Annotated in this window: 18 protein-coding genes; 4 read left to right on the top strand and 14 right to left on the bottom strand. The window is 74.4% G+C overall.

Going from position 1 to position 16103, the window contains the following annotated elements:
- Position 1: 1 nt before the first annotated feature.
- The 4 genes from ACFXDE_RS25355 to ACFXDE_RS25340 form a co-directional block, all read right to left on the bottom strand.
- Complete coding sequence (locus tag ACFXDE_RS25355; RefSeq protein ID WP_380497052.1) at positions 2–751, bottom strand: SDR family NAD(P)-dependent oxidoreductase; 750 nt, start codon at positions 749–751, stop codon at positions 2–4.
- Between the two features lie 62 nt (positions 752–813).
- The gene (locus tag ACFXDE_RS25350; protein WP_380497051.1) at positions 814–1974 is read right to left on the bottom strand and encodes a methyltransferase; all 1161 of its coding nucleotides are present in this window, start codon (positions 1972–1974) and stop codon (positions 814–816) included.
- Positions 1975–2001: 27 nt separating this feature from the next.
- Complete coding sequence (locus tag ACFXDE_RS25345) at positions 2002–2478, bottom strand: anthrone oxygenase family protein (RefSeq protein ID WP_380497050.1); 477 nt, start codon at positions 2476–2478, stop codon at positions 2002–2004.
- Position 2479: 1 nt separating this feature from the next.
- Positions 2480–2809 (bottom strand): TcmI family type II polyketide cyclase, encoded by a 330-nt coding sequence (locus ACFXDE_RS25340; protein WP_380445945.1) that lies wholly within the window; start codon positions 2807–2809, stop codon positions 2480–2482.
- 230 nt (positions 2810–3039) lie between these two features.
- Here ACFXDE_RS25340 and ACFXDE_RS25335 point away from each other — a divergent pair, with 230 nt between their 5' ends.
- Positions 3040–3768 carry a SchA/CurD-like domain-containing protein gene (locus tag ACFXDE_RS25335; RefSeq protein WP_380497049.1) on the top strand — a complete coding sequence of 243 codons (729 nt, stop codon included), beginning with the start codon at positions 3040–3042 and terminating at the stop codon, positions 3766–3768.
- Positions 3769–4020: 252 nt separating this feature from the next.
- Here the strand turns inward: ACFXDE_RS25335 and ACFXDE_RS25330 are convergent, their stop codons facing one another.
- The 3 genes from ACFXDE_RS25330 to ACFXDE_RS25320 form a co-directional block, all read right to left on the bottom strand.
- The gene (locus ACFXDE_RS25330) at positions 4021–4521 is read right to left on the bottom strand and encodes a DUF1707 domain-containing protein (protein ID WP_380497048.1); all 501 of its coding nucleotides are present in this window, start codon (positions 4519–4521) and stop codon (positions 4021–4023) included.
- A gap of 110 nt (positions 4522–4631) precedes the next feature.
- Positions 4632–6770, bottom strand: coding sequence for an MMPL family transporter (locus ACFXDE_RS25325; protein ID WP_380497047.1), 2139 nt, complete (start codon positions 6768–6770; stop codon positions 4632–4634).
- Between the two features lie 11 nt (positions 6771–6781).
- A complete protein-coding gene (locus tag ACFXDE_RS25320; RefSeq protein WP_380497046.1) occupies positions 6782–8383 on the bottom strand; it encodes an MDR family MFS transporter in 1602 nt (533 codons plus the stop codon).
- A 114-nt stretch (positions 8384–8497) separates the two neighbouring features.
- Here ACFXDE_RS25320 and ACFXDE_RS25315 point away from each other — a divergent pair, with 114 nt between their 5' ends.
- A complete protein-coding gene (locus ACFXDE_RS25315; RefSeq protein WP_380497045.1) occupies positions 8498–9007 on the top strand; it encodes a MarR family winged helix-turn-helix transcriptional regulator in 510 nt (169 codons plus the stop codon).
- 84 nt (positions 9008–9091) lie between these two features.
- On the opposite strand, the gene ACFXDE_RS25310 is transcribed toward ACFXDE_RS25315, so the two are convergent.
- Genes ACFXDE_RS25310 through ACFXDE_RS25290 form a run of 5 tightly spaced genes read right to left on the bottom strand, consistent with a single transcriptional unit; the run spans position 9092 to position 13627 of the window.
- A complete protein-coding gene (locus ACFXDE_RS25310) occupies positions 9092–9460 on the bottom strand; it encodes a hypothetical protein (RefSeq protein ID WP_380497043.1) in 369 nt (122 codons plus the stop codon).
- 5 nt (positions 9461–9465) lie between these two features.
- The gene (locus ACFXDE_RS25305) at positions 9466–10845 is read right to left on the bottom strand and encodes an FAD-binding oxidoreductase (protein WP_380497042.1); all 1380 of its coding nucleotides are present in this window, start codon (positions 10843–10845) and stop codon (positions 9466–9468) included.
- On the bottom strand, positions 10842–11912 hold the full coding sequence (locus ACFXDE_RS25300; RefSeq protein WP_380448983.1) for an NAD(P)/FAD-dependent oxidoreductase: 1071 nt from the start codon (positions 11910–11912) through the stop codon (positions 10842–10844). The genes ACFXDE_RS25305 and ACFXDE_RS25300 overlap by 4 nt, the downstream gene beginning before the upstream one ends.
- A gap of 6 nt (positions 11913–11918) precedes the next feature.
- Positions 11919–13274, bottom strand: coding sequence for a class I tRNA ligase family protein (locus tag ACFXDE_RS25295; protein WP_380497040.1), 1356 nt, complete (start codon positions 13272–13274; stop codon positions 11919–11921).
- On the bottom strand, positions 13271–13627 hold the full coding sequence (locus tag ACFXDE_RS25290) for a cupin domain-containing protein (RefSeq protein ID WP_380448987.1): 357 nt from the start codon (positions 13625–13627) through the stop codon (positions 13271–13273). The genes ACFXDE_RS25295 and ACFXDE_RS25290 overlap by 4 nt, the downstream gene beginning before the upstream one ends.
- 154 nt (positions 13628–13781) lie before the next feature.
- Here ACFXDE_RS25290 and ACFXDE_RS25285 point away from each other — a divergent pair, with 154 nt between their 5' ends.
- Together ACFXDE_RS25285 and ACFXDE_RS25280 are read left to right on the top strand one after the other, a co-directional pair.
- Complete coding sequence (locus ACFXDE_RS25285) at positions 13782–14249, top strand: hypothetical protein (RefSeq protein WP_380497039.1); 468 nt, start codon at positions 13782–13784, stop codon at positions 14247–14249.
- Positions 14250–14260: 11 nt separating this feature from the next.
- Positions 14261–14422 carry a hypothetical protein gene (locus ACFXDE_RS25280; RefSeq protein ID WP_380497038.1) on the top strand — a complete coding sequence of 54 codons (162 nt, stop codon included), beginning with the start codon at positions 14261–14263 and terminating at the stop codon, positions 14420–14422.
- On the opposite strand, the gene ACFXDE_RS25275 is transcribed toward ACFXDE_RS25280, so the two are convergent.
- Together ACFXDE_RS25275 and ACFXDE_RS25270 are read right to left on the bottom strand one after the other, a co-directional pair.
- A complete protein-coding gene (locus ACFXDE_RS25275; RefSeq protein ID WP_380497036.1) occupies positions 14379–15362 on the bottom strand; it encodes an LLM class F420-dependent oxidoreductase in 984 nt (327 codons plus the stop codon). The two genes, ACFXDE_RS25280 and ACFXDE_RS25275, sit on opposite strands and share 44 nt — an antisense overlap.
- 16 nt (positions 15363–15378) lie before the next feature.
- Complete coding sequence (locus ACFXDE_RS25270; RefSeq protein WP_380497035.1) at positions 15379–16077, bottom strand: TenA family protein; 699 nt, start codon at positions 16075–16077, stop codon at positions 15379–15381.
- Between the last annotated feature and the right edge of the window lie 26 nt (positions 16078–16103).

Below are 16103 nucleotides of genomic sequence, written 5' to 3'. Positions count from 1 at the left end.
CTCAGATCCCCCCGTCCACGTGGATGGTCTCGCCGGTCACGTACGCGGAGAGGTCGCTGGACAGGAAGAGCACCGCGCCGGCGATCTCGTCCGGGGTGCCGAGCCGGCCGAGGCCGGTCAGGCCCTGGTAGCGGGACTTGACCCGGGCCACCTCCTCCGGCGGCGCGGTCTCGAACTCCTCGGTCTCGATGACGCCCGGGGCGACCAGGTTGACCCGGATGCCCTTCGGGCCGAGCTCCTTCATCAGCGAGCGGGTCAGGCCGATGAGGCCGGCCTTGGACGCGGTGTAGTGGGCGCGCAGCGGGATGCCGATCACCGCGGCCCGCGAGCCCACGGTGATCACCGAGGAGCCGGCCGACAGCAGCGGCAGCGACTTCTGGATCACCAGGAACGGGGCGGTGAGGTTGGTGTCCAGCACCCGCCGCCACTCCTCCAGCGGCAGTTCGGGGAAGGGGACGTGGCTGATCACGCCGGCGTTGTTGACCACGACGTCCAGCGCGCCGAAGCGCTCCTTCGCGGTGGAGACCAGCCGCTCGACGTCCTCCGGCACGCTCACGTCGGCCTGGACGAGGTGGTGCTCGCCGCCGGTGGCGGCCAGCTCCCCGCGCAGGCTCTCCACGGCCGGGCTCTCGGTGCGGTAGCAGGCGACGGTCCGGGCGCCGGCCCGGGCCAGCGCGAGGACGATGCCGCGGCCGATGCCGCGGCTGCCGCCGGTGACCAGGATCCGCTTGCCGGTCAGATCGATGCTCATGACGCTCGGGTGCCTCATCTCTTGGTGTCGGGTGTGTCGTCGGTACGGGGTGCCGGGGCCGCTCAGGCCGCCCGGCCGGACCGGGCCCGGGGGAGGGGCCGGGCTTCGAGGACCGCCCAGCGGCCGGTGGCGGGCCGGTTGGCGAGGGCGAAGTCCGCGGCGGTCAGCAGGTCCTGCCACTCGCGGAGGGTGCGCTCGCGGCCGCCGAAGCGGAGCATCATGTCGACGTCCAGGAACTTGCCCTGGTCCCACTCGTTGGGACCGGCCACCACGTGGTCGAGGACCAGCAGCCGGCCCTCGGCGCGGTCGCCGAGCGCGTCGCGGACGCCCCGCAGGATGCGCACGGCGTGCTCGTCGTCCCAGTCGTGCAGCACCTGCTTGAGGAGGTAGGCGTCGCAGTCGGCGGGCAGCGGGTGGAAGAAGCTGCCGGGGACGATCGAGACGCGCTCCGCGACCCCGGCCTCGGCCAGGTGGTGTGCGGCGTCCTTGACGACGTGCGGCCGGTCCAGGAGGACCCCGGTGGCGCCGGGCACGGCGTTCAGGACGGCGCTCAGGAAGAAGCCCTGGCCGCCGCCGATGTCGGCGATCCGCGAGAAGCGGGTGAAGTCGTACTGGGAGGTGAACAGGTGCGTGGTGGACCGGCTCATCTGCGTCATCGCGCGGTCGAACAGGGCGCCGGTGCCGACGGGTTCGGTGCCTTCCCCGGCGGCAACGTCGTCCTGGGTGGCGCCGGTGTGCTGGGTGGTGCCGGTGTCCGTGGTGCCGGTGTCCGCGGCGCCGTCCCCGGCGAAGAACGGGCGCCCGAAGACGTGCTCGAACGCCGGGCGGCCCGTGCGCACGGTGTGCAGGATCTCGCCGTACGGGCGGCGCACCGACTCGGAGCCGTTGTAGAGCACCAGGTCGCGCACCCCGAACGGGATGTCGCTGCGCAGGCCGACGGTGAGCTCGTTCTCCGCGAAGCGGCGGTCCTCCTCCTCCGTCACCAGCCCGAAGGCGGCGGCACAGCGCAGCACGCGGTAGAGCGACTCCTCGTGGCTGTCGGTGAGCCCGGCCAGCTCGGCCACCGTCCGCGGGTGGTCGGCCAGCAGGTCGGCGATGCGCAACTCGGCGACCACGTGCAGGACTTCGCTGATCCGCCGGCCGTTGGTGAGCAGGATCAGCCGGACCGGGGCGGGCAGCGACCGCGCGTCGGGCGGGCCGCCGGTCACCGTGTCAACGCTCATGGGGATCCTCTTCGAATCGATCGTGCGTCAGTTGGCGTGCAGGAGCAGGCCGGTGTTCAGGACGAGCACCGCGAGCGCGGCCAGGACCAGCGCGGTACGGACCCGGTTCCAGTTGCTCCACCGGACCCTCGGGTCGATCTCCGTCCAGTTGTCCGGCAGCGCCTGCGGGTCCACGGTGGCGATCCACCGGTTGATCGGGACGTTCTTGGCGAGCGAGACCACCATGGCGCCCACCAGCAGCAGCGCGCAGAGCCCGAAGAGCGCCGCGGTCAGGGCGGTGCCGGTCACGAGCGCGAGTCCGACGTCGCAGATCAGCGCGGCCACCATGCAGGCCGGCATGAACGGATCGAACCGGGTGACCATGAACTGGTGGGTGACGACGTACCGCTCGGTCGGGAGCGACAGCAGCAGCGGGGCGCCGCCCAGCACGGCGATCATCAGCCCGCCCGCGGCGAGCCCGTTGCCCAGCAGGGCGACCGGCAGCAGGATGCGCAGGGCCTCCATCTCAGCCGCGCTGCCAGGTGTAGAACGGCTGGGCCATCGCGTCCTTGGGCTCGGCCCACGCCGGGTCGTACGGCCGCATGTACTCCGCCAGCCGGTCGTGGATCTCCTGGTACAGCGGGTGGCTGCGGGCCTTGTAGAGGTCGGGGGTGATGTCCGCCTGCGACTCGACGAGGTGGAAGTACAGGTCGTGGAAGCGGAACAGGGTGCGCCGGGTGGCGCCGATCAGGTGCGGCAGCTCGGTGGCGTCCGACTCGGCGAAGATCCGGGCGACCTCCGGCGCGTCGGCGGGGTCCATCCGCGCGACGATCAGCGTGCGGTCCGACTTGGGCATGCCTTCTCCATCCGTGGGCCTTCGAGGTGGATCGACGCCCCATCGTGGCGATCGGACCTCCGGGCCGACTGGAGGATCACTGAAGATTCTTGACGGTGAGTCAGCTCGACGGAGTTCGTGACCGGCCGATGCATGCCGTCGCCGGGCCCTCCCAGCGGTCCTCGATCCGGCGTGGACCGCGCGCGGGCATCATGCGGCCCGGACCATCCCAGCAACCCGGAGGCGCGGCCATGGCATTCATCGCGATCGGTTACAAGGTTCGGCTCGGACACGAGGAGGAGATCGCGGAGATCTTCGCCGAGGGGAGCTTCCGCCGGGCCGACTCGGCGGAGTACCGGGACGAGGAGGGGCGGGCGGCCGGCCGCAACGTCTCGACCGGGCTCTTCATCGAGGGCGAACTCATGACCCGCGTGGTCCAGTTCGAGGGGGACCTGCGGCAGATCGGCCGGCACATGGGCGGCCAGCAGGGGGTCAAGGAGGCGGAGCGCAAGCTCGGCCCGTACCTCCAGGTGCCACGTGACACCGAGACCGTGGAGGGCTTCCAGCAGTACTTCCAGAACGCGCTGATGACCTGCGTGTTCCAGGAGTTCCGCGAGGAGCGCTCGGCGCAGCTGGCGGCGTGGACCCAGCGGATCGCGCCGGGAGCCGACGAGGACGAGATCGGCGCCGTCTTCGAGCGGGTGCAGGGCGAGGTGCTGCGCAAGCCGGCCGAGGACGGGGACCCCTTGATCGCCTCGGCGGCCTTCGTCAAGGACGAGCACCTCGTGTGGGCGGTGCAGTACGACGGGGAGTTCGACGCCGTGGTCCGCCGGCTGCACGCGGACGGGCTCGCCCCGCGGACGGAGGGCGCGCTGCGCCCGTTCCTGGCAGGTGCGCGGGACGCGGGTCAGGGGCTCTTCGGCGCCGCGGCCATGCGGCGACTGCAGATGCTCTCGGCGGACGTGCCGCCCGCGGGCTGAGCCGCCGCGGGACGCCTTGGGGCCGGGACGCCGTGGGCCTGGGACACCTGGGGCCCGGGGCGCCGTGGCCCCGGAACGTCCTGGCCCCGGGGCGCCCGTGGCCCCGGAACGACGGTGGTGGTGGACCGGCCGGCTCGGCCCGTCCACCACCACTCCGCTCATCGCCCGGTCACGCCGGAGCCACCAGCGCGGTCACCAGCGCGGCTACGACCGTGGTCGCCATTGCGGGCACCATCGCGGCCACCAGCGCGGTCACCAGCGCGTGCGCCACTCCCTCGGGCCGAACGCCCCGAGGCGTCGCCCGGGATCGTCGGCCGGCCGCCACCGGCGTGACCTGCGCGGCCGGCCGCCGACCAGGATCGCCGCCAGCCCCAGCAGGATCAGCAGCCGCGCCGGCCCGGAGCCCAGCCAGCCGGCGCCGAACAGGAGTCCGCCGGCGGCCCAAAGGCCGATCGAGTACACCAGCGCCCGCGTGCCGTGGCGCTCGCGGAGCCGCAGCGGGCGCCGGGTGCCCCGGGCCGCCCGCATCCGGGCCGGTGGGGCGGCCCCGGCCGGCGTGGAGCGCCGCACCGCCGGGAGGTCGGCCGTGACGTGACGCAGCGCCTCGTGGGTCTCGGCCGCGAAGGTGTCGTCCAGGCGCGTCTCCAACTCGGCCTTGGTCAGCAGGCTCCGGCTGAACTGCTCGCACAACTGGGCTGCCACCGCCTCGCGTTCGGCCTCGGAGATCCAGTCGCGGCGGGATCCGGTCGTCATTGTTCCCTCGCTCTCCGCTCGTTCAGTGGACGGGTTCTGCGTGGATGGGTTCTGCGTGGGCGGGTGTTGCGTGGACGTGCTGTCGGCGCCGTTCCGTCGGGCCCGTGTCGTCAGCGGACGCCGTCGGGCTCGGGTGTGCTCGCCGCGGCGCTGTTGCGGGGGCCGGGGATCCGGGCCGGGCCCGGGCGGCCCGGCCACCACAGCCGTGGGCCGATGTCCAGCGCGAGGGCCGGCACCAGGAGGGTGCGCACCACGAGGGTGTCCAGCAGCACGCCCACCGCGACCAGGACGCCCAGTTGCAGCATGCCGACCGACGGCAGGACCCCGAGTGCCGCGAACGTGGCGGCCAGGACGAGGCCGGCGCTGGTGATGACCCCGCCCGTCACGGCGAGCGCGCGCACCACGCCGCGGGAGTGGCCGATCCGGGCGGTCTCCTCGCGGGCCCTGGTCATCATGAAGATCGTGTAGTCGACCCCCAGCGCGACGAGGAAGAGGAAGCCCATCAGCGGCAGCGACTCGTCCGAGTGCGGGTGCCCGAGGGCGCGGAAGAGCAGGACGGAGGCGCCGAGCGCCGCGCCGAAGGACAGCACCACGCTCGCCAGGAGCAGCACCGGCGCCACCAGGGAGCGCAGGAGCACCATCAGGACGAGCAGGACGACGGCGAGCACCAGCGGCATCACCAGCCGCTCGTCGTGCGTGGTGGTGTCGGCGACGTCCAGGCTCTGGGCCGTGCTGCCGCCGATCAGCGCCCCGGGGTCCGCCGTGTCGTGCACGGCGGTGCGGATGTGCCCGACGGTGGCCTCGGCGGCCTTGCTGCCGGGCGGATCGCTGAGCAGGGCCTGGATGCGCAGCCGGTCGCCGGAGGTCTGGGCGGGCGAGACCGCGGCCACCCCGGGCAGGCCGTGGACGGCGGCCGTCACCTGCTCGGCCCTGGCCGCGGCGGCGTAGATGTCCAGCGGCGCGGAGGAGCCGGCCGGGTAGTGCGCGGCGAGGACGGTCTGGCCGGTCACCGACTCGGGCTTGCCGGTGAAGGCCTCGCTCGGGGAGAGCCCGGAGTGCAGGCCGAGCGCACCGATCGCGCACGCGGCGAGGGCCACCGCGCTGGCCAGCCAGACCGGGCGGGGCCGGCGGGCGACGGCGGCGCCGACCCGGCCCCACGGGCCGGACTCCGGCTCACCCGGGCCCGTCCACACCGGGCGCGGGACGAACGGCCAGAAGAGCCCGCGGCCGAGGATCACCAGCAGCGCGGGCAGCAGCACGGTGATCGACACGAGGGCCACCACGATGCCGATCGCCGCCACCGGGCCGAGCCCGCGGGTCGAGTTCATCCGCGCGGCCAGCAGGCAGAGCAGACCCAGCGTCACGGTGGTCGCGGAGGCGACGACGGCCGGGAGCGTCCGCCGCAGCGCGCTGCGCATGGCCTCGTGCCGGTCCTCGTGGCGGCGCAGCTCCTCGCGGTAGCGGGCGATCAGCAGCAGGGCGTAGTCGGTGCCCGCGCCGAAGACCAGGACGGTCAGGACGCTGGTGCTCTGCCCGGTGACCACCAGGCCGGCGTGCTTGACCAGCAGGTACACCACGGCGTTGGCCAGCGACGAGCTGATGCCCACGGTCAGCAGCGGCACCAGCCAGAGCACCGGGCTGCGGTAGGTGACGATCAGCAGGATCGCCACCACCGCGACCGTGGTGAGCAGCAGCGGGCCGTCGACGCCGCCGAACACGGCGGACTGGTCCGCGGCGGCGCCGGCCGGGCCGGTCACCTGGACGTCGAGCCCGGCCGGGGCGTCGGCGTGGGCGTCGTGCCGGATGGCCTTGACGTCGTCGACGAGCCGGGTGAACCCGTCCGCGCCCTGCATGGTGAGCGGGACGGTGAGCAGCAGGGCCCGGCCGTCCCCGGACGGGGAGAGCGGGGGCGGCGTGCCGCCGTAGCGGGCGAAGGCGGCGCGGTCGCGATCGGCCTTGCCGGTGTCGTCGGCGGTGATGCCGCCGGGGCGGGAGTAGACGATGCTGGCCGGCAGCACGTCGCCGATGCCGAAGTGGTCCCGCCCCGTCTCCAGGGCCTTGGTCGACTCCGCGCCCCTGGGGAGCCACTGGGTGATGTCGTTGCTCTGGGCGCCGATCAGCTGGGCGCCGAGGGGCGCGGCCACGCCGGCGAGCAGCAGCCACAGGACCAGGACCAGCCACTTGGAGCGGGCGCCGGCCGGCAGGAGGGCGAGCTTCTTGAGCAGGGCTGAGCTTTTGAGCAGGGGCATGGCAGGGCTCCTCAGCTGCTCTGCGGGGCGGCGTGGGCGGGGGCGCTGGGGGCCTCGGGCGGCTCCTCGGCGCCCCAGCCGCGCTGTTCGAGCGTGATGTCCTTGAGGAAGACCGCCGCGGCGAGCCCGACGAGGAGGATGAACCCGGCGATCAGGAAGACCGGGCTGAGCGCGTGGGCGTAGGCCTGGGCCAGGCCGTGCCGGACGGTGTCGGGCAGCCGGCGCAGCGCCTCGGGTGAGATGCCGCCGTTGGCGGCGATGCCGTTCGCGGCGCCGTCCGGGACGTACGTCGGGATCTCGTGGGTGAGGCGGCTCGTGAGGACGGTCGCGAAGATCGAGACGCCGAAGGAGGTGCCGAGCATCCGGCTGAAGGTGACGGTGGAGGTGGCGGCGCCCAGGTCCGCGCGGGGCGCGGCGTTCTGCACCGCGACCACGACGACCTGCTGGGACAGGCCCGCCCCGACGCCGAGCAGGAACATGTAGAGCCCGGACAGGAAGCGGCTGGTGTCGGCCGTCATGGTGGACATCAGGAAGGCCGCGACGGCGGAGACCAGCATGCTGGCGGCCGGGTACCACTTGTAGCGGCCGGACTTGGCGACCGCGCCGCCGACGCCGAAGGACGCGAGCATCAGCCCGAACATCATCGGGAGCAGCAGGAGGCCGGAGTTGGTGGCGCCGGCGCCCGCGGAGATCTGCAGGTAGAGCGGGAGGAAGAAGACCAGGCCGAAGCCGGTCAGCCCGCCGACGAAGGCCACGGCGTTGCAGATGTCGAAGGTGGAGTCGCGGAACAGGCCGAGCGGGATGACCGGTTCGGCGGCCGAGCGCTCCACGACGACCCAGCCGACCAGCAGCGCCACGCCGCCCACCGCGAGGCCGACGGTGGTGGGGGAGCCCCAGGCGTAGGTGCTGCCGGCCCAGTTGGTGAGCAGGACGAGGCACACCAGCGCGCCGGAGAGCAGCAGCATCCCGAGGTAGTCGATCCGCGGCCGCTCTTGGCGGCGGGCGCCGCGCAGGTAGAGGGCGACCAGGACGAGGGCGGCCGCGCCGATCGGCAGGTTGACGTAGAACACCCAGCGCCAGGTGACGTGTTCGGCGAAGAAGCCGCCGGCGATCGGCCCGCCGACCGCGGACAGCGCGAAGACGCCGGCCGAGTACCCCTGGTACTTCGCCCGCTCGCGCGGGCCGAAGAGGTCCCCGGTGAGGGCGAACATGGCGGCCATCACGCCGCCCGCGCCGATGCCCTGCAGGACGCGGAAGGCGATCAGCTGGCCCATCGTCTGGGCGGCCCCGCAGGCGGCGGAGCCGGCGAGGAAGACGACGGTGGAGACGACGAAGACCTGCTTGCGGCCCAGCAGGTCGCCGAGCTTGCCGGCCAGCGGCATCACGGCGCTGGAGGCCAGGATGTAGGCCGCGCCGACCCAGGCGATGGAGCTCAGACCGCCGAGGTCGCCGACGATCGTGGGCAGAGCGGTGGCCACGATCGAGGAGTCCAGGGTGGCCATCAGCATCGCGAGGAGCAGGCCGAAGTAGACGATCATCACGTGCCGGTGGGGCATGGCGCCCTCGCCGGGCGCGGGGGAGGAGGTGCTGGTGGTGTCGGGCTCGGTTGACATGGCAACCCCTATGCTTTTAGCAACTATGTGACTCGTGAACATAGATGCCAGAAGAAAGTATGTGCGTTGAGCATAGATCTGCCTTCTGCACGTGTCAACGCGTATATTTGTGCCATGACCAGAGCCGCCGAGACCCCCGCCAGCACCCGTCGCCCGGACACCGCCGCGCCGGACCCGGCCCTGACCGCCATCGAGCGGGCCATGGTCCGGATCCGCCGCAACCAGACCAGGCGGTCCCTGGGCAAGCTGGTGACCGCGCAGCTGGGCCGGGACGTCGACCTGTCGCACAGCGTCGTGGTGGACGCGGTCGAGGAGGAGCCCGACCACCCCGGCCAGGAGGTCACGGTCGGCCTCGTCGCCGAGCGCCTGGCCGTCGACCCCTCGCGGGCGAGCCGCCTGGTGGCGGCGAGCGTGGAGGCCGGCTACGTCCGCCGGGTCGCCTCCCAGGCCGACAGCCGGCGCATCTGCCTGGAGCTGACGGAGGAGGGCCGGGAGCTGGCCGCCCTCTCGCACCGGGTGCGCCAGGAGTACTTCGGCACCATCACGGACGGCTGGACGGTGCAGGAACGTTCCGACTTCGCCCGGCTGCTGACCAAGTTCGCGGGCCTGCCCGAGGCGGAGTGAGCGCGAGGCCGTCGGAGGGGTGACGCGGACGGGCCCGGACGCGGCAGGGGAGCGCGTCCGGGCCCGGGCTTCCGGCGGACGGGGTCAGCCCCCCGTCCGGCCACGGACCTCCTCGATGTGGGAGACCCCGCTGCTGCCGTCGGACCGCCGCCACTCCTCGCGGAGGCGCAGCCGCCCGTCCGGCAGCCGTTCCGGCTTGCTCGTGCACTCCCCGGCGACCACGCCGCCGTCCGAGAGCACCTGGCAGTAGGCGAGCCGCAGCGCGCCGTCGGGGCCGCAGGTGCCGACGAGGCGGCCGGTGAGCACCTTCCCGCCGCGGAACTCGGCCCAGACGAGGTCGCCGAGCTGGTGGTAGTGGCCGACGGGGGACTCCCCGGCGGCCGCGGTCTCCGGCGAGCCGCCCGGGTCCGCCGAGAAGAAGCGGTTGTTGTAGTCGATCCGCGCCCCGGTCACGGCCCTCACGCCCCCGTCGCCGGGGCGATGGCGAACGCCGGGCGGAAGACGTTGTCCGGGTCCAGCCGCCGCTTGAGCGCCGCGAGCCGCTGGTGCCCCCGCTCCCCGTACGTCCGGACGGCCCGCGCGGTGTCCGAACCCTCCGGGTCCGACAGGTAGTTGACGTAACCGTCGCCGGACGTGCCCCAGGGCTCGGCGGCCCGCGCCACCGACCTGGCCCACGCGATCCGCCCGGGGTCGGCGTCGGCCGCCTCCCAGATGGCCATGCCCGTGACGTTGAACCGCGCGGTGCGCCAGCCCACCGCGGACGGCCGCTCGGGCTCCCGCCGCACCGCCCCGCCGAACGCCTCCAGGTAGACGGTGTCGTTGAACTCCCCGCGCCAGCGCCCGGCGTGGAACCGCTCGACCAGCGCGGCGATCAGCTCGTCCGGCAGCCCGTCGGTGCAGCGCGCGCTCCAGTAGTGGCGCAGCCCGTACGGCAGGCGGCCGAGGAACTGCTGCATCGACAGGTACGGGCGCCGCTCGACCTGCCAGTCCAGCACCTCCGGTTCGCGCAACTGCTTGTCGAGCAGCGCGGGGTAGCCGGGGTCGGTGCCGCTGTAGCAGACGCTCAGGACGGCGGCGGGCTCCTGCGCGGGCCCGTACCGCTCCAGCAGCAGGATGCAGACCAGACCGTCGGGGCCTTCGGTGCCGAGCCGCCGGAACAGCTCGACCGCCCGGGTCATCTCGTGCGCCGGGTAGGCGACCGTGCCGCCGTGGACGGTGGTGACCGGGTGCAGCCGGAACACGAACTCGTCGACGACGCCGAAGTTGTGCCCGGCGCCGCGCAGCGCCCAGTCCAGCTCGGGGTCGGTGTCGGCGTCGACGGCCAGGCGGTCGCCGTCCGCCGTGACCAGCGAGTACTCCAGGACGTTGTCGCAGGAGAGCCCGTAGCGGCCCATCAGGTGCCCGATCCCGCCGCCGAGGGTCAGCCCGCCGACGCCGGTGGTGTCGAACGTGCCGCCGGTGACGGCCAGTCCGTGCCGGGAGGCGGCCGCGTCGAACTGGGCCCAGGTCGCGCCGCCCTGCACCCGGGCGGTGCGGCGGTGCGGGTCGATCCGGACCCGGTCCAGCAGCCGCAGGTCGATCACCACGCCGTCGTCCACGCCGGCCGTCCCGGCGATGTTGTGCCCGGCGCCGCGCACCGCGAGCGGCAGGCCGGCCTCGCGGGCGAGCTGCACGACCCGGCGCAGCTCCTCGCGGTCGCAGGGCAGCACGATCAGCCGCGGGCGGCGGTCGTGCATGCCGTTGAAGAGCTGCCGGGTGGCGTCGTAGCGGGGGTGGCGCGGGTCGATCACGCGCTCGGGGCACACGGTTTCGAGGGCCCGCCGCAGCGTGCTGGTCATGACAGCTCCAGGAGGTCGTCGAGGTCGTCGCGGTAGCCCGGCACCCGCAGGTCGCGGGCGGCCCGGCGGCTGGCCGCCAGGGCGCACTTGGCGGCGCCGCCGCTGCCGCCGGTGAAGGTGTGGACGGCCGGGTCGGTGGTGGCGCGCAGCTCCAGCAGGCCCGAGGGGCTGTAGCAGTCGGCGGCCACCACGGTGCGCCGCACCCGGCCCAGCCGCAGGCCGGGCAGCCGCAGGAGGGCGAGCAGTTCGGTCTCCCGGCGCAGGTCGGGGAGGGGACGCAGCGGTTCGGCGTGCTCGTCCCAGCAGTCGGTGGGCACGCCGAGCAGCACGTCGCCGCGGCCGTGCGGGCGCCCGTACAGCCCGGTGGTCCCGTCGACGAAGCACGGCGGGCGGCGGCCGCCGGCCCGGTGGACGGTGTACTGGACGAGCTTGCCGCGCAGCCGGGTGGGCTCGCGGTGGTCCAGGCCGCTCTGGCGCAGCAGCGGCCCGGTCCGCCGTCCGGTGGCCAGGACGGTGAGGTCGCAGGAGAGCGTGCCGCCGGGCAGCCGTACCGAACCGGGGCCGACGGCCAGGGCCGGGCCCGCGACGGTGCGCCCGCCGTGGTCGAGGAGGTCGCGGAGCAGGCCGTGGCGCAGCGCGTCCGGGCTGAGGTAGCCGGCGTGCCGTTCGGCGAGGTAGTGGGCGTCCGGGGGGCCGGTGATCCCGTACCGTTCGGCGGCGCCGGCCGCGGTCAGCTGCTCGGCCGAGCCGGGCAGCCGGTCCTCGACGAGGTCCAGCAGGGCGGTGGGCGGGGGGTCGTCGGTGAGGTACAGCGAGCCGGTCTCGCGGTACTCGGCGAGGGCAGCGAGGGCCGGGTCGGCGCGCAGTTCGGCGAGGCTCTCGGCGGCGAGCCGGCAGGCGGCCGGGTCCGGCTCGAAGCCGCGGACCAGGCCGCCGGAGGCGGCGGTGGCCTCGCCGGGCGGGGTGGCGGCGGTGATCAGGCACACGTCGGTGCCCGGTGCGCCGCGCCGCAGCCGCCAGGCGAGCAGGGTGCCGGCCAGGCCCGCGCCGATGATGCAGATCCGCACGGCCGCCTACCGTTCCGGGGCCGGGCCGCGGCCGGTGAGCGCGTCGAGCAGCCGCCGGGCGCGGGCGTCCAGGGGGTGGGTGTCAGGAGCGCCGGCGGCGAGCGGCAGGAGGCAGCGGGCGGCGAGCGCGGGGTCGAACGTCTCGGGGCGCAGGGCCTGTTCGGCCCGGGCGAGGTCGGCGTCGGCGAGGGGCCCGCCGGGGTCGGGGTGCCGGGGCGGGCGGTGCTCGGCGAAGGCCGCGTAGCCGGCCGCGGTGAAGTTGCTCGGGAAGGGGGCGGGGCGGTCCCAGTTGAGGAAGAGCCGGAGGGTCTCCGGGTCCTCGGTGGTGAGCAGCTCGTGGGCCCAGACGGCGTGGTCGCGGCTGGTGGAGAACTTGAGCCCGTCGAGCCGGTAGAACTCGTTGACCACCAGGCCGGACAGGACGGACCGCCAGGGCGCGCCGGCGGCGACGGCCAGGGCGGGGAAGACGGCGGCGTAGTAGAAGGCGTTGTCGATCCCGAGGAACGGCCACAGACCGCCCAGTCCGCCCCAGGCGGCGCCGAGTTCGGTGAGGCGGCGGGCGTCCGGGTCGAGCCGGCGCCCGATCAGGTCGAGGTAGGACAGGCCCATCTCGACCCAGACGTCGAGCCGGTTGCCGCCGACCAGTTCGATCCCCCAGTCGGTGGGGTAGCTCACCGGGACGTCCGGCAGCCCCTCGTCCAGCAGCCGCGTGAGCAGGGCGCGGACCCGGGCGGGGAGCACCGCGGCGGACCAGATCCGGGTCAGCGCCTCCCGGTGGTCCTCCAGCGCGAGGACGGGCCCCCGGTGGCGCACCGTGCGGGGTGCGCCGCCGCACCGGCACCGCGGGTCGCGCAGCTGCGCGGCGATGGCGAAGCCGCCGCACGCCTCGCAGGTGCCGCCACCCATCGGCTCGCCGCAGGCCGGGCAGCCGCCGCCGACGTAGCCGTGGTGCAGGGTGCGTCCGCAGTCCTCGCAGAGCAGCATCGGCCACTCGGCCTCGGGCAGCAGCCCGGCGGTGACCATTTCGACGCAGAGCCGGGCCACCCGGGCGCGGTGGTTGCGGTCGGTGCGCGGGGTGGTGAAGACGTCGTGCTCGATCCGGGCGGCGGTGAGCGAGGCGCGGATCAGCGCGCCGAACTCGTCGACGAGCTCGTCGGGTTTGCGGCCGAGCTGCTCGGCCCTGGCGACGACGTAGTTCTGGTGGTCGTCGGTGCCGCAGACGGTCAGCACCCGCTCGCCGCGGGCGCGCGCGGCGCGGGCGGCGACGTCGGCCGCGAGGTAGGGGCCGGAGAGGTGGCCCAGGTGCAGCGGGCCGTTCGGGGTCGGGGGCGGGCTGAGCAGCACCACCGGGCGGGCGGTCACGACCGGTCCCCGTCCGCCGCGCCGGGCAGCCAGTAGATGCTGAGGATGGTCAGCGGGTCCGTCTCGGAGCGGTTGTGGATGACGTGCCGCTCCTCGGGGTCGAGCAGCACGGCGGTGCCGGCCGGGGCCGCCGTGGTGCCGGACCCCTCGACCTCGAACTCGGCCCGGCCGGTGACCACCACCGCCAGTTCCGTCTCCGGGTGGCCGTCCCGCGCGCTCGACGAGCCGGGGCCCACCAGGCACCACATCGCGTCGAACGGCAGCCGCGCCGACTCGGCGTACTGCGTCCAGCGCCCGATCCGTATCCCGTACTCCGCGGAGAGCTCCGCCGAGTCGCAACTGAGCCTGCGCACAGTCGTCAACCCCTCATCGTCGTCCGGTGGTTGTTCGCGTGCTCCAGGGTGGTGGCCGGGCCTCGGAGCGGGCTGGGGGCCGGCTGGTGGCGGGCTGACGGACGTCCAGACCGGTTCGATCCCGCCTGGAGGGCGCCCGCCTACCGTGGCGGCCATGGATGTCGGAGTCGTGCCGGTGCCCTGGGCACCGCGTCGGATGGTCGCCCTCGCCCCGGACCGGGTGCGGGGCTGGCGGGTCAAGCGGTACGGCATCTCGGCCACCCGGCCGAGGCCCCCCGCCCACGTGATCGAGGCCGCCCGCCGGGCGGTCGAACGCAGCCTGCCGGACGCCTATCCGGAGGCCTTGAGCTGCGCTTTCAGCGTGCTGCACGAGGACGAGGACGGCTGCTACGTCGTCGTCGCCTGGTGGAGCCCCAACCGGCTGATCCTGCACTCCCGGACGTGGATCTCCGAGTGGGCCGACCCGGCCGACTGGCGGCCGGCCCCCGGTGCGGCCACCGCGTGCATCTGGGAGCTGGTGGCGATGGGGGCGGAGCGGGACGCCTGGGTGCGCCACGTGGTGCGCCCGGACGTCCCCGACCTCGACGGCTACCTGGCGGCCACCGTCAGCGGCGAGTTCTGAGGAGGACGGACATGACCCTCGCCGCCCTCCTCGCCCTCGGCGTGCTGCTGCGGAGGCTGCCCGCGGGCCGCCGGGCGATCGACCGCGCACTGGCCGCGATCGCCCGGCGGCCCGGAGCGGGAGCCCGGCTCAGGAGCGCCCGGCCGGAACGATCCTCGCCACCGCCGCAATGACCTCCGCCCACACGTCGAGCGCGCCCTCCCGCCACGGGTCGGGCGGCTCGACGATGGCGTGGTCGACCCCCAGCTCGGCGAGCCGCTCGAAGCGCTCGACCGCGCCGGCCGGGGAGTAGGCCCCGCCCCCGCCGGTCCGGGTGAGCGCGCCCGCGCCGAGCGTGGTCTTCTCGATCTCGCCGTACGGCCGCCCGGCCTCCTCGCAGCGCTGCCGCAGGACGTCGAACTGCTCGCGGATCACCTCGGTCGGCTTGAGGTGGGCGTTGCGCCGCATCGGGTGCTGCGGCGGCAGCGTGGCCAGCTTGTCCTTGATGAGCTCGGGGTCGGGCAGCTCGTAGACGTTGCAGGCGTCCGCGTACCGGGCGACCAGGCCGAAGGTCTTGCGCCGGCCCTGGCCGCCGATCAGCACCGGCGGGTGGGGCCGCTGCGGCGAGTTGGGCTCGTTGCGCGGCTCCTCCAGCCGGTAGTGCCTGCCGAGGAACGGCTCCTCGCTGCCCGCCCACATGTGCTTGGCGAGCCGCACGGTCTCCTCCAGCCGCTCGAACCGCTCGGCCCGCGGGACCACCGGGATGCCCAGGCCGCGCTGCTCCTCCTCGTACCAGGCGGCGCCGATGCCGAAGTACATCCGGCCGCCGGAGAGCGCGTCGAGGGTGCTGACCGTCTTCACCAGGACACCGGGGTGGCGGTTCACCACGCCGGTGACGAGGGTGCCGAGGCGGATCCGCGAGGTCTGCCCGGCGACGAAGCCCAGCGTGGCGTACGCCTCCGGGCACGGGCCGGCCGGGCCGCGGTTGAGCGGGGTCTGGAAGAAGTGGTCCATCACCCAGAGGCTGTCGAAGCCGACCTCCTCCGCGGTCCGCGCGATCCGCCCGAGCGTACTGCCGATGTTCTCCGGCGAGCCCGGCCAGCCGAAGTTGGTGATGTTGATGCCGAGGCGCACGCGCCACCTCCTTTGGTCAGGACGTCATGGAAGCGATGGGCCAGTCGAGTTGGCGCAGCGCCGCGTCGACGAAGCTCCACTCGTACCGGGTGGCGATCGCGAAGTTCCGCTCCAGCCCGGCGAGTTCCCGGGCCGAGCAGCTGCGCCCCAGGTCGTCGACGAGGGCCAGGAAGCCGTCCAGGACCTCCCGGTAGTCCTCGCCCGGGTGCAGCGCGGAGACCCAGGAGGCGTAGCGGCCGCCGGGGTCGTGGCGCTCGCGCAGGTCGTCGGCGATGCTCAGGTAGAACCAGGAGCAGGGCAGCAGCGCCCCGACCCCCTCGGCCAGCGAACCGGCGCTCGCCGCGCCGAAGAACGACGTGTACGCGTGGGTGGCCGGATCGGCCGGCCGGGTGCGCCAGGAGTCGTCGCCGTCGGCGGCCAGCTCGCCCGCCATCAGGTCGTACCCGAGGGCCATGGCCTGGCGGGCCTCCAGGGTGCCGACCGCCATCCGGGTCAGCACCAGGGCGTGGTCGTGGTCGTGGGCCAGCGCGGCGCAGCGGGCCAGGGCGCGGCCGTACGCCGGGAGCAGGAAGTCGGCGTCCTGCCGGGCGAAGTGCAGCAGCGCCCCGCCCGGCAGGGAGCCGTCGCGCAGGCCGGCGAAGAACGGGTGCTCCCGGACGGCGTCCAGCAGCGGCGCGCCCGCGGCGCCCAGCCGTTCGTGCAGCTTCCCGGTCATCGGAGTTTCGGACATCGGAGTCCGGG

This window comes from Kitasatospora sp. NPDC059408, assembly GCF_042751525.1.
Classification (GTDB): Bacteria; Actinomycetota; Actinomycetes; order Streptomycetales; family Streptomycetaceae; genus Kitasatospora.
The sequence above is the reverse complement of the archived record's forward strand: the minus strand, read 5'-3'. Positions and strand labels throughout refer to the sequence as shown.

Excerpts from the sequence above, each read along its gene's own strand:
- ACFXDE_RS25280 (WP_380497038.1), top strand. The coding sequence starts at position 14,261 with ATGACCCTCGCCGCCCTCCTCGCCCTCGGCGTGCTGCTGCGGAGGCTG.
- ACFXDE_RS25350 (WP_380497051.1), bottom strand. The coding sequence starts at position 1,974 with ATGAGCGTTGACACGGTGACCGGCGGCCCGCCCGACGCGCGGTCGCTG.
- ACFXDE_RS25305 (WP_380497042.1), bottom strand. The coding sequence starts at position 10,845 with ATGACCAGCACGCTGCGGCGGGCCCTCGAAACCGTGTGCCCCGAGCGC.
- ACFXDE_RS25270 (WP_380497035.1), bottom strand. The coding sequence starts at position 16,077 with ATGACCGGGAAGCTGCACGAACGGCTGGGCGCCGCGGGCGCGCCGCTG.
- ACFXDE_RS25340 (WP_380445945.1), bottom strand. The coding sequence starts at position 2,809 with ATGCCCAAGTCGGACCGCACGCTGATCGTCGCGCGGATGGACCCCGCC.
- ACFXDE_RS25320 (WP_380497046.1), bottom strand. The coding sequence starts at position 8,383 with ATGTCAACCGAGCCCGACACCACCAGCACCTCCTCCCCCGCGCCCGGC.
- ACFXDE_RS25315 (WP_380497045.1), top strand. The coding sequence starts at position 8,498 with ATGACCAGAGCCGCCGAGACCCCCGCCAGCACCCGTCGCCCGGACACC.
- ACFXDE_RS25330 (WP_380497048.1), bottom strand. The coding sequence starts at position 4,521 with ATGACGACCGGATCCCGCCGCGACTGGATCTCCGAGGCCGAACGCGAG.
- ACFXDE_RS25345 (WP_380497050.1), bottom strand. The coding sequence starts at position 2,478 with ATGGAGGCCCTGCGCATCCTGCTGCCGGTCGCCCTGCTGGGCAACGGG.
- ACFXDE_RS25355 (WP_380497052.1), bottom strand. The coding sequence starts at position 751 with ATGAGCATCGATCTGACCGGCAAGCGGATCCTGGTCACCGGCGGCAGC.
- ACFXDE_RS25325 (WP_380497047.1), bottom strand. The coding sequence starts at position 6,770 with ATGCCCCTGCTCAAAAGCTCAGCCCTGCTCAAGAAGCTCGCCCTCCTG.
- ACFXDE_RS25285 (WP_380497039.1), top strand. The coding sequence starts at position 13,782 with ATGGATGTCGGAGTCGTGCCGGTGCCCTGGGCACCGCGTCGGATGGTC.
- ACFXDE_RS25335 (WP_380497049.1), top strand. The coding sequence starts at position 3,040 with ATGGCATTCATCGCGATCGGTTACAAGGTTCGGCTCGGACACGAGGAG.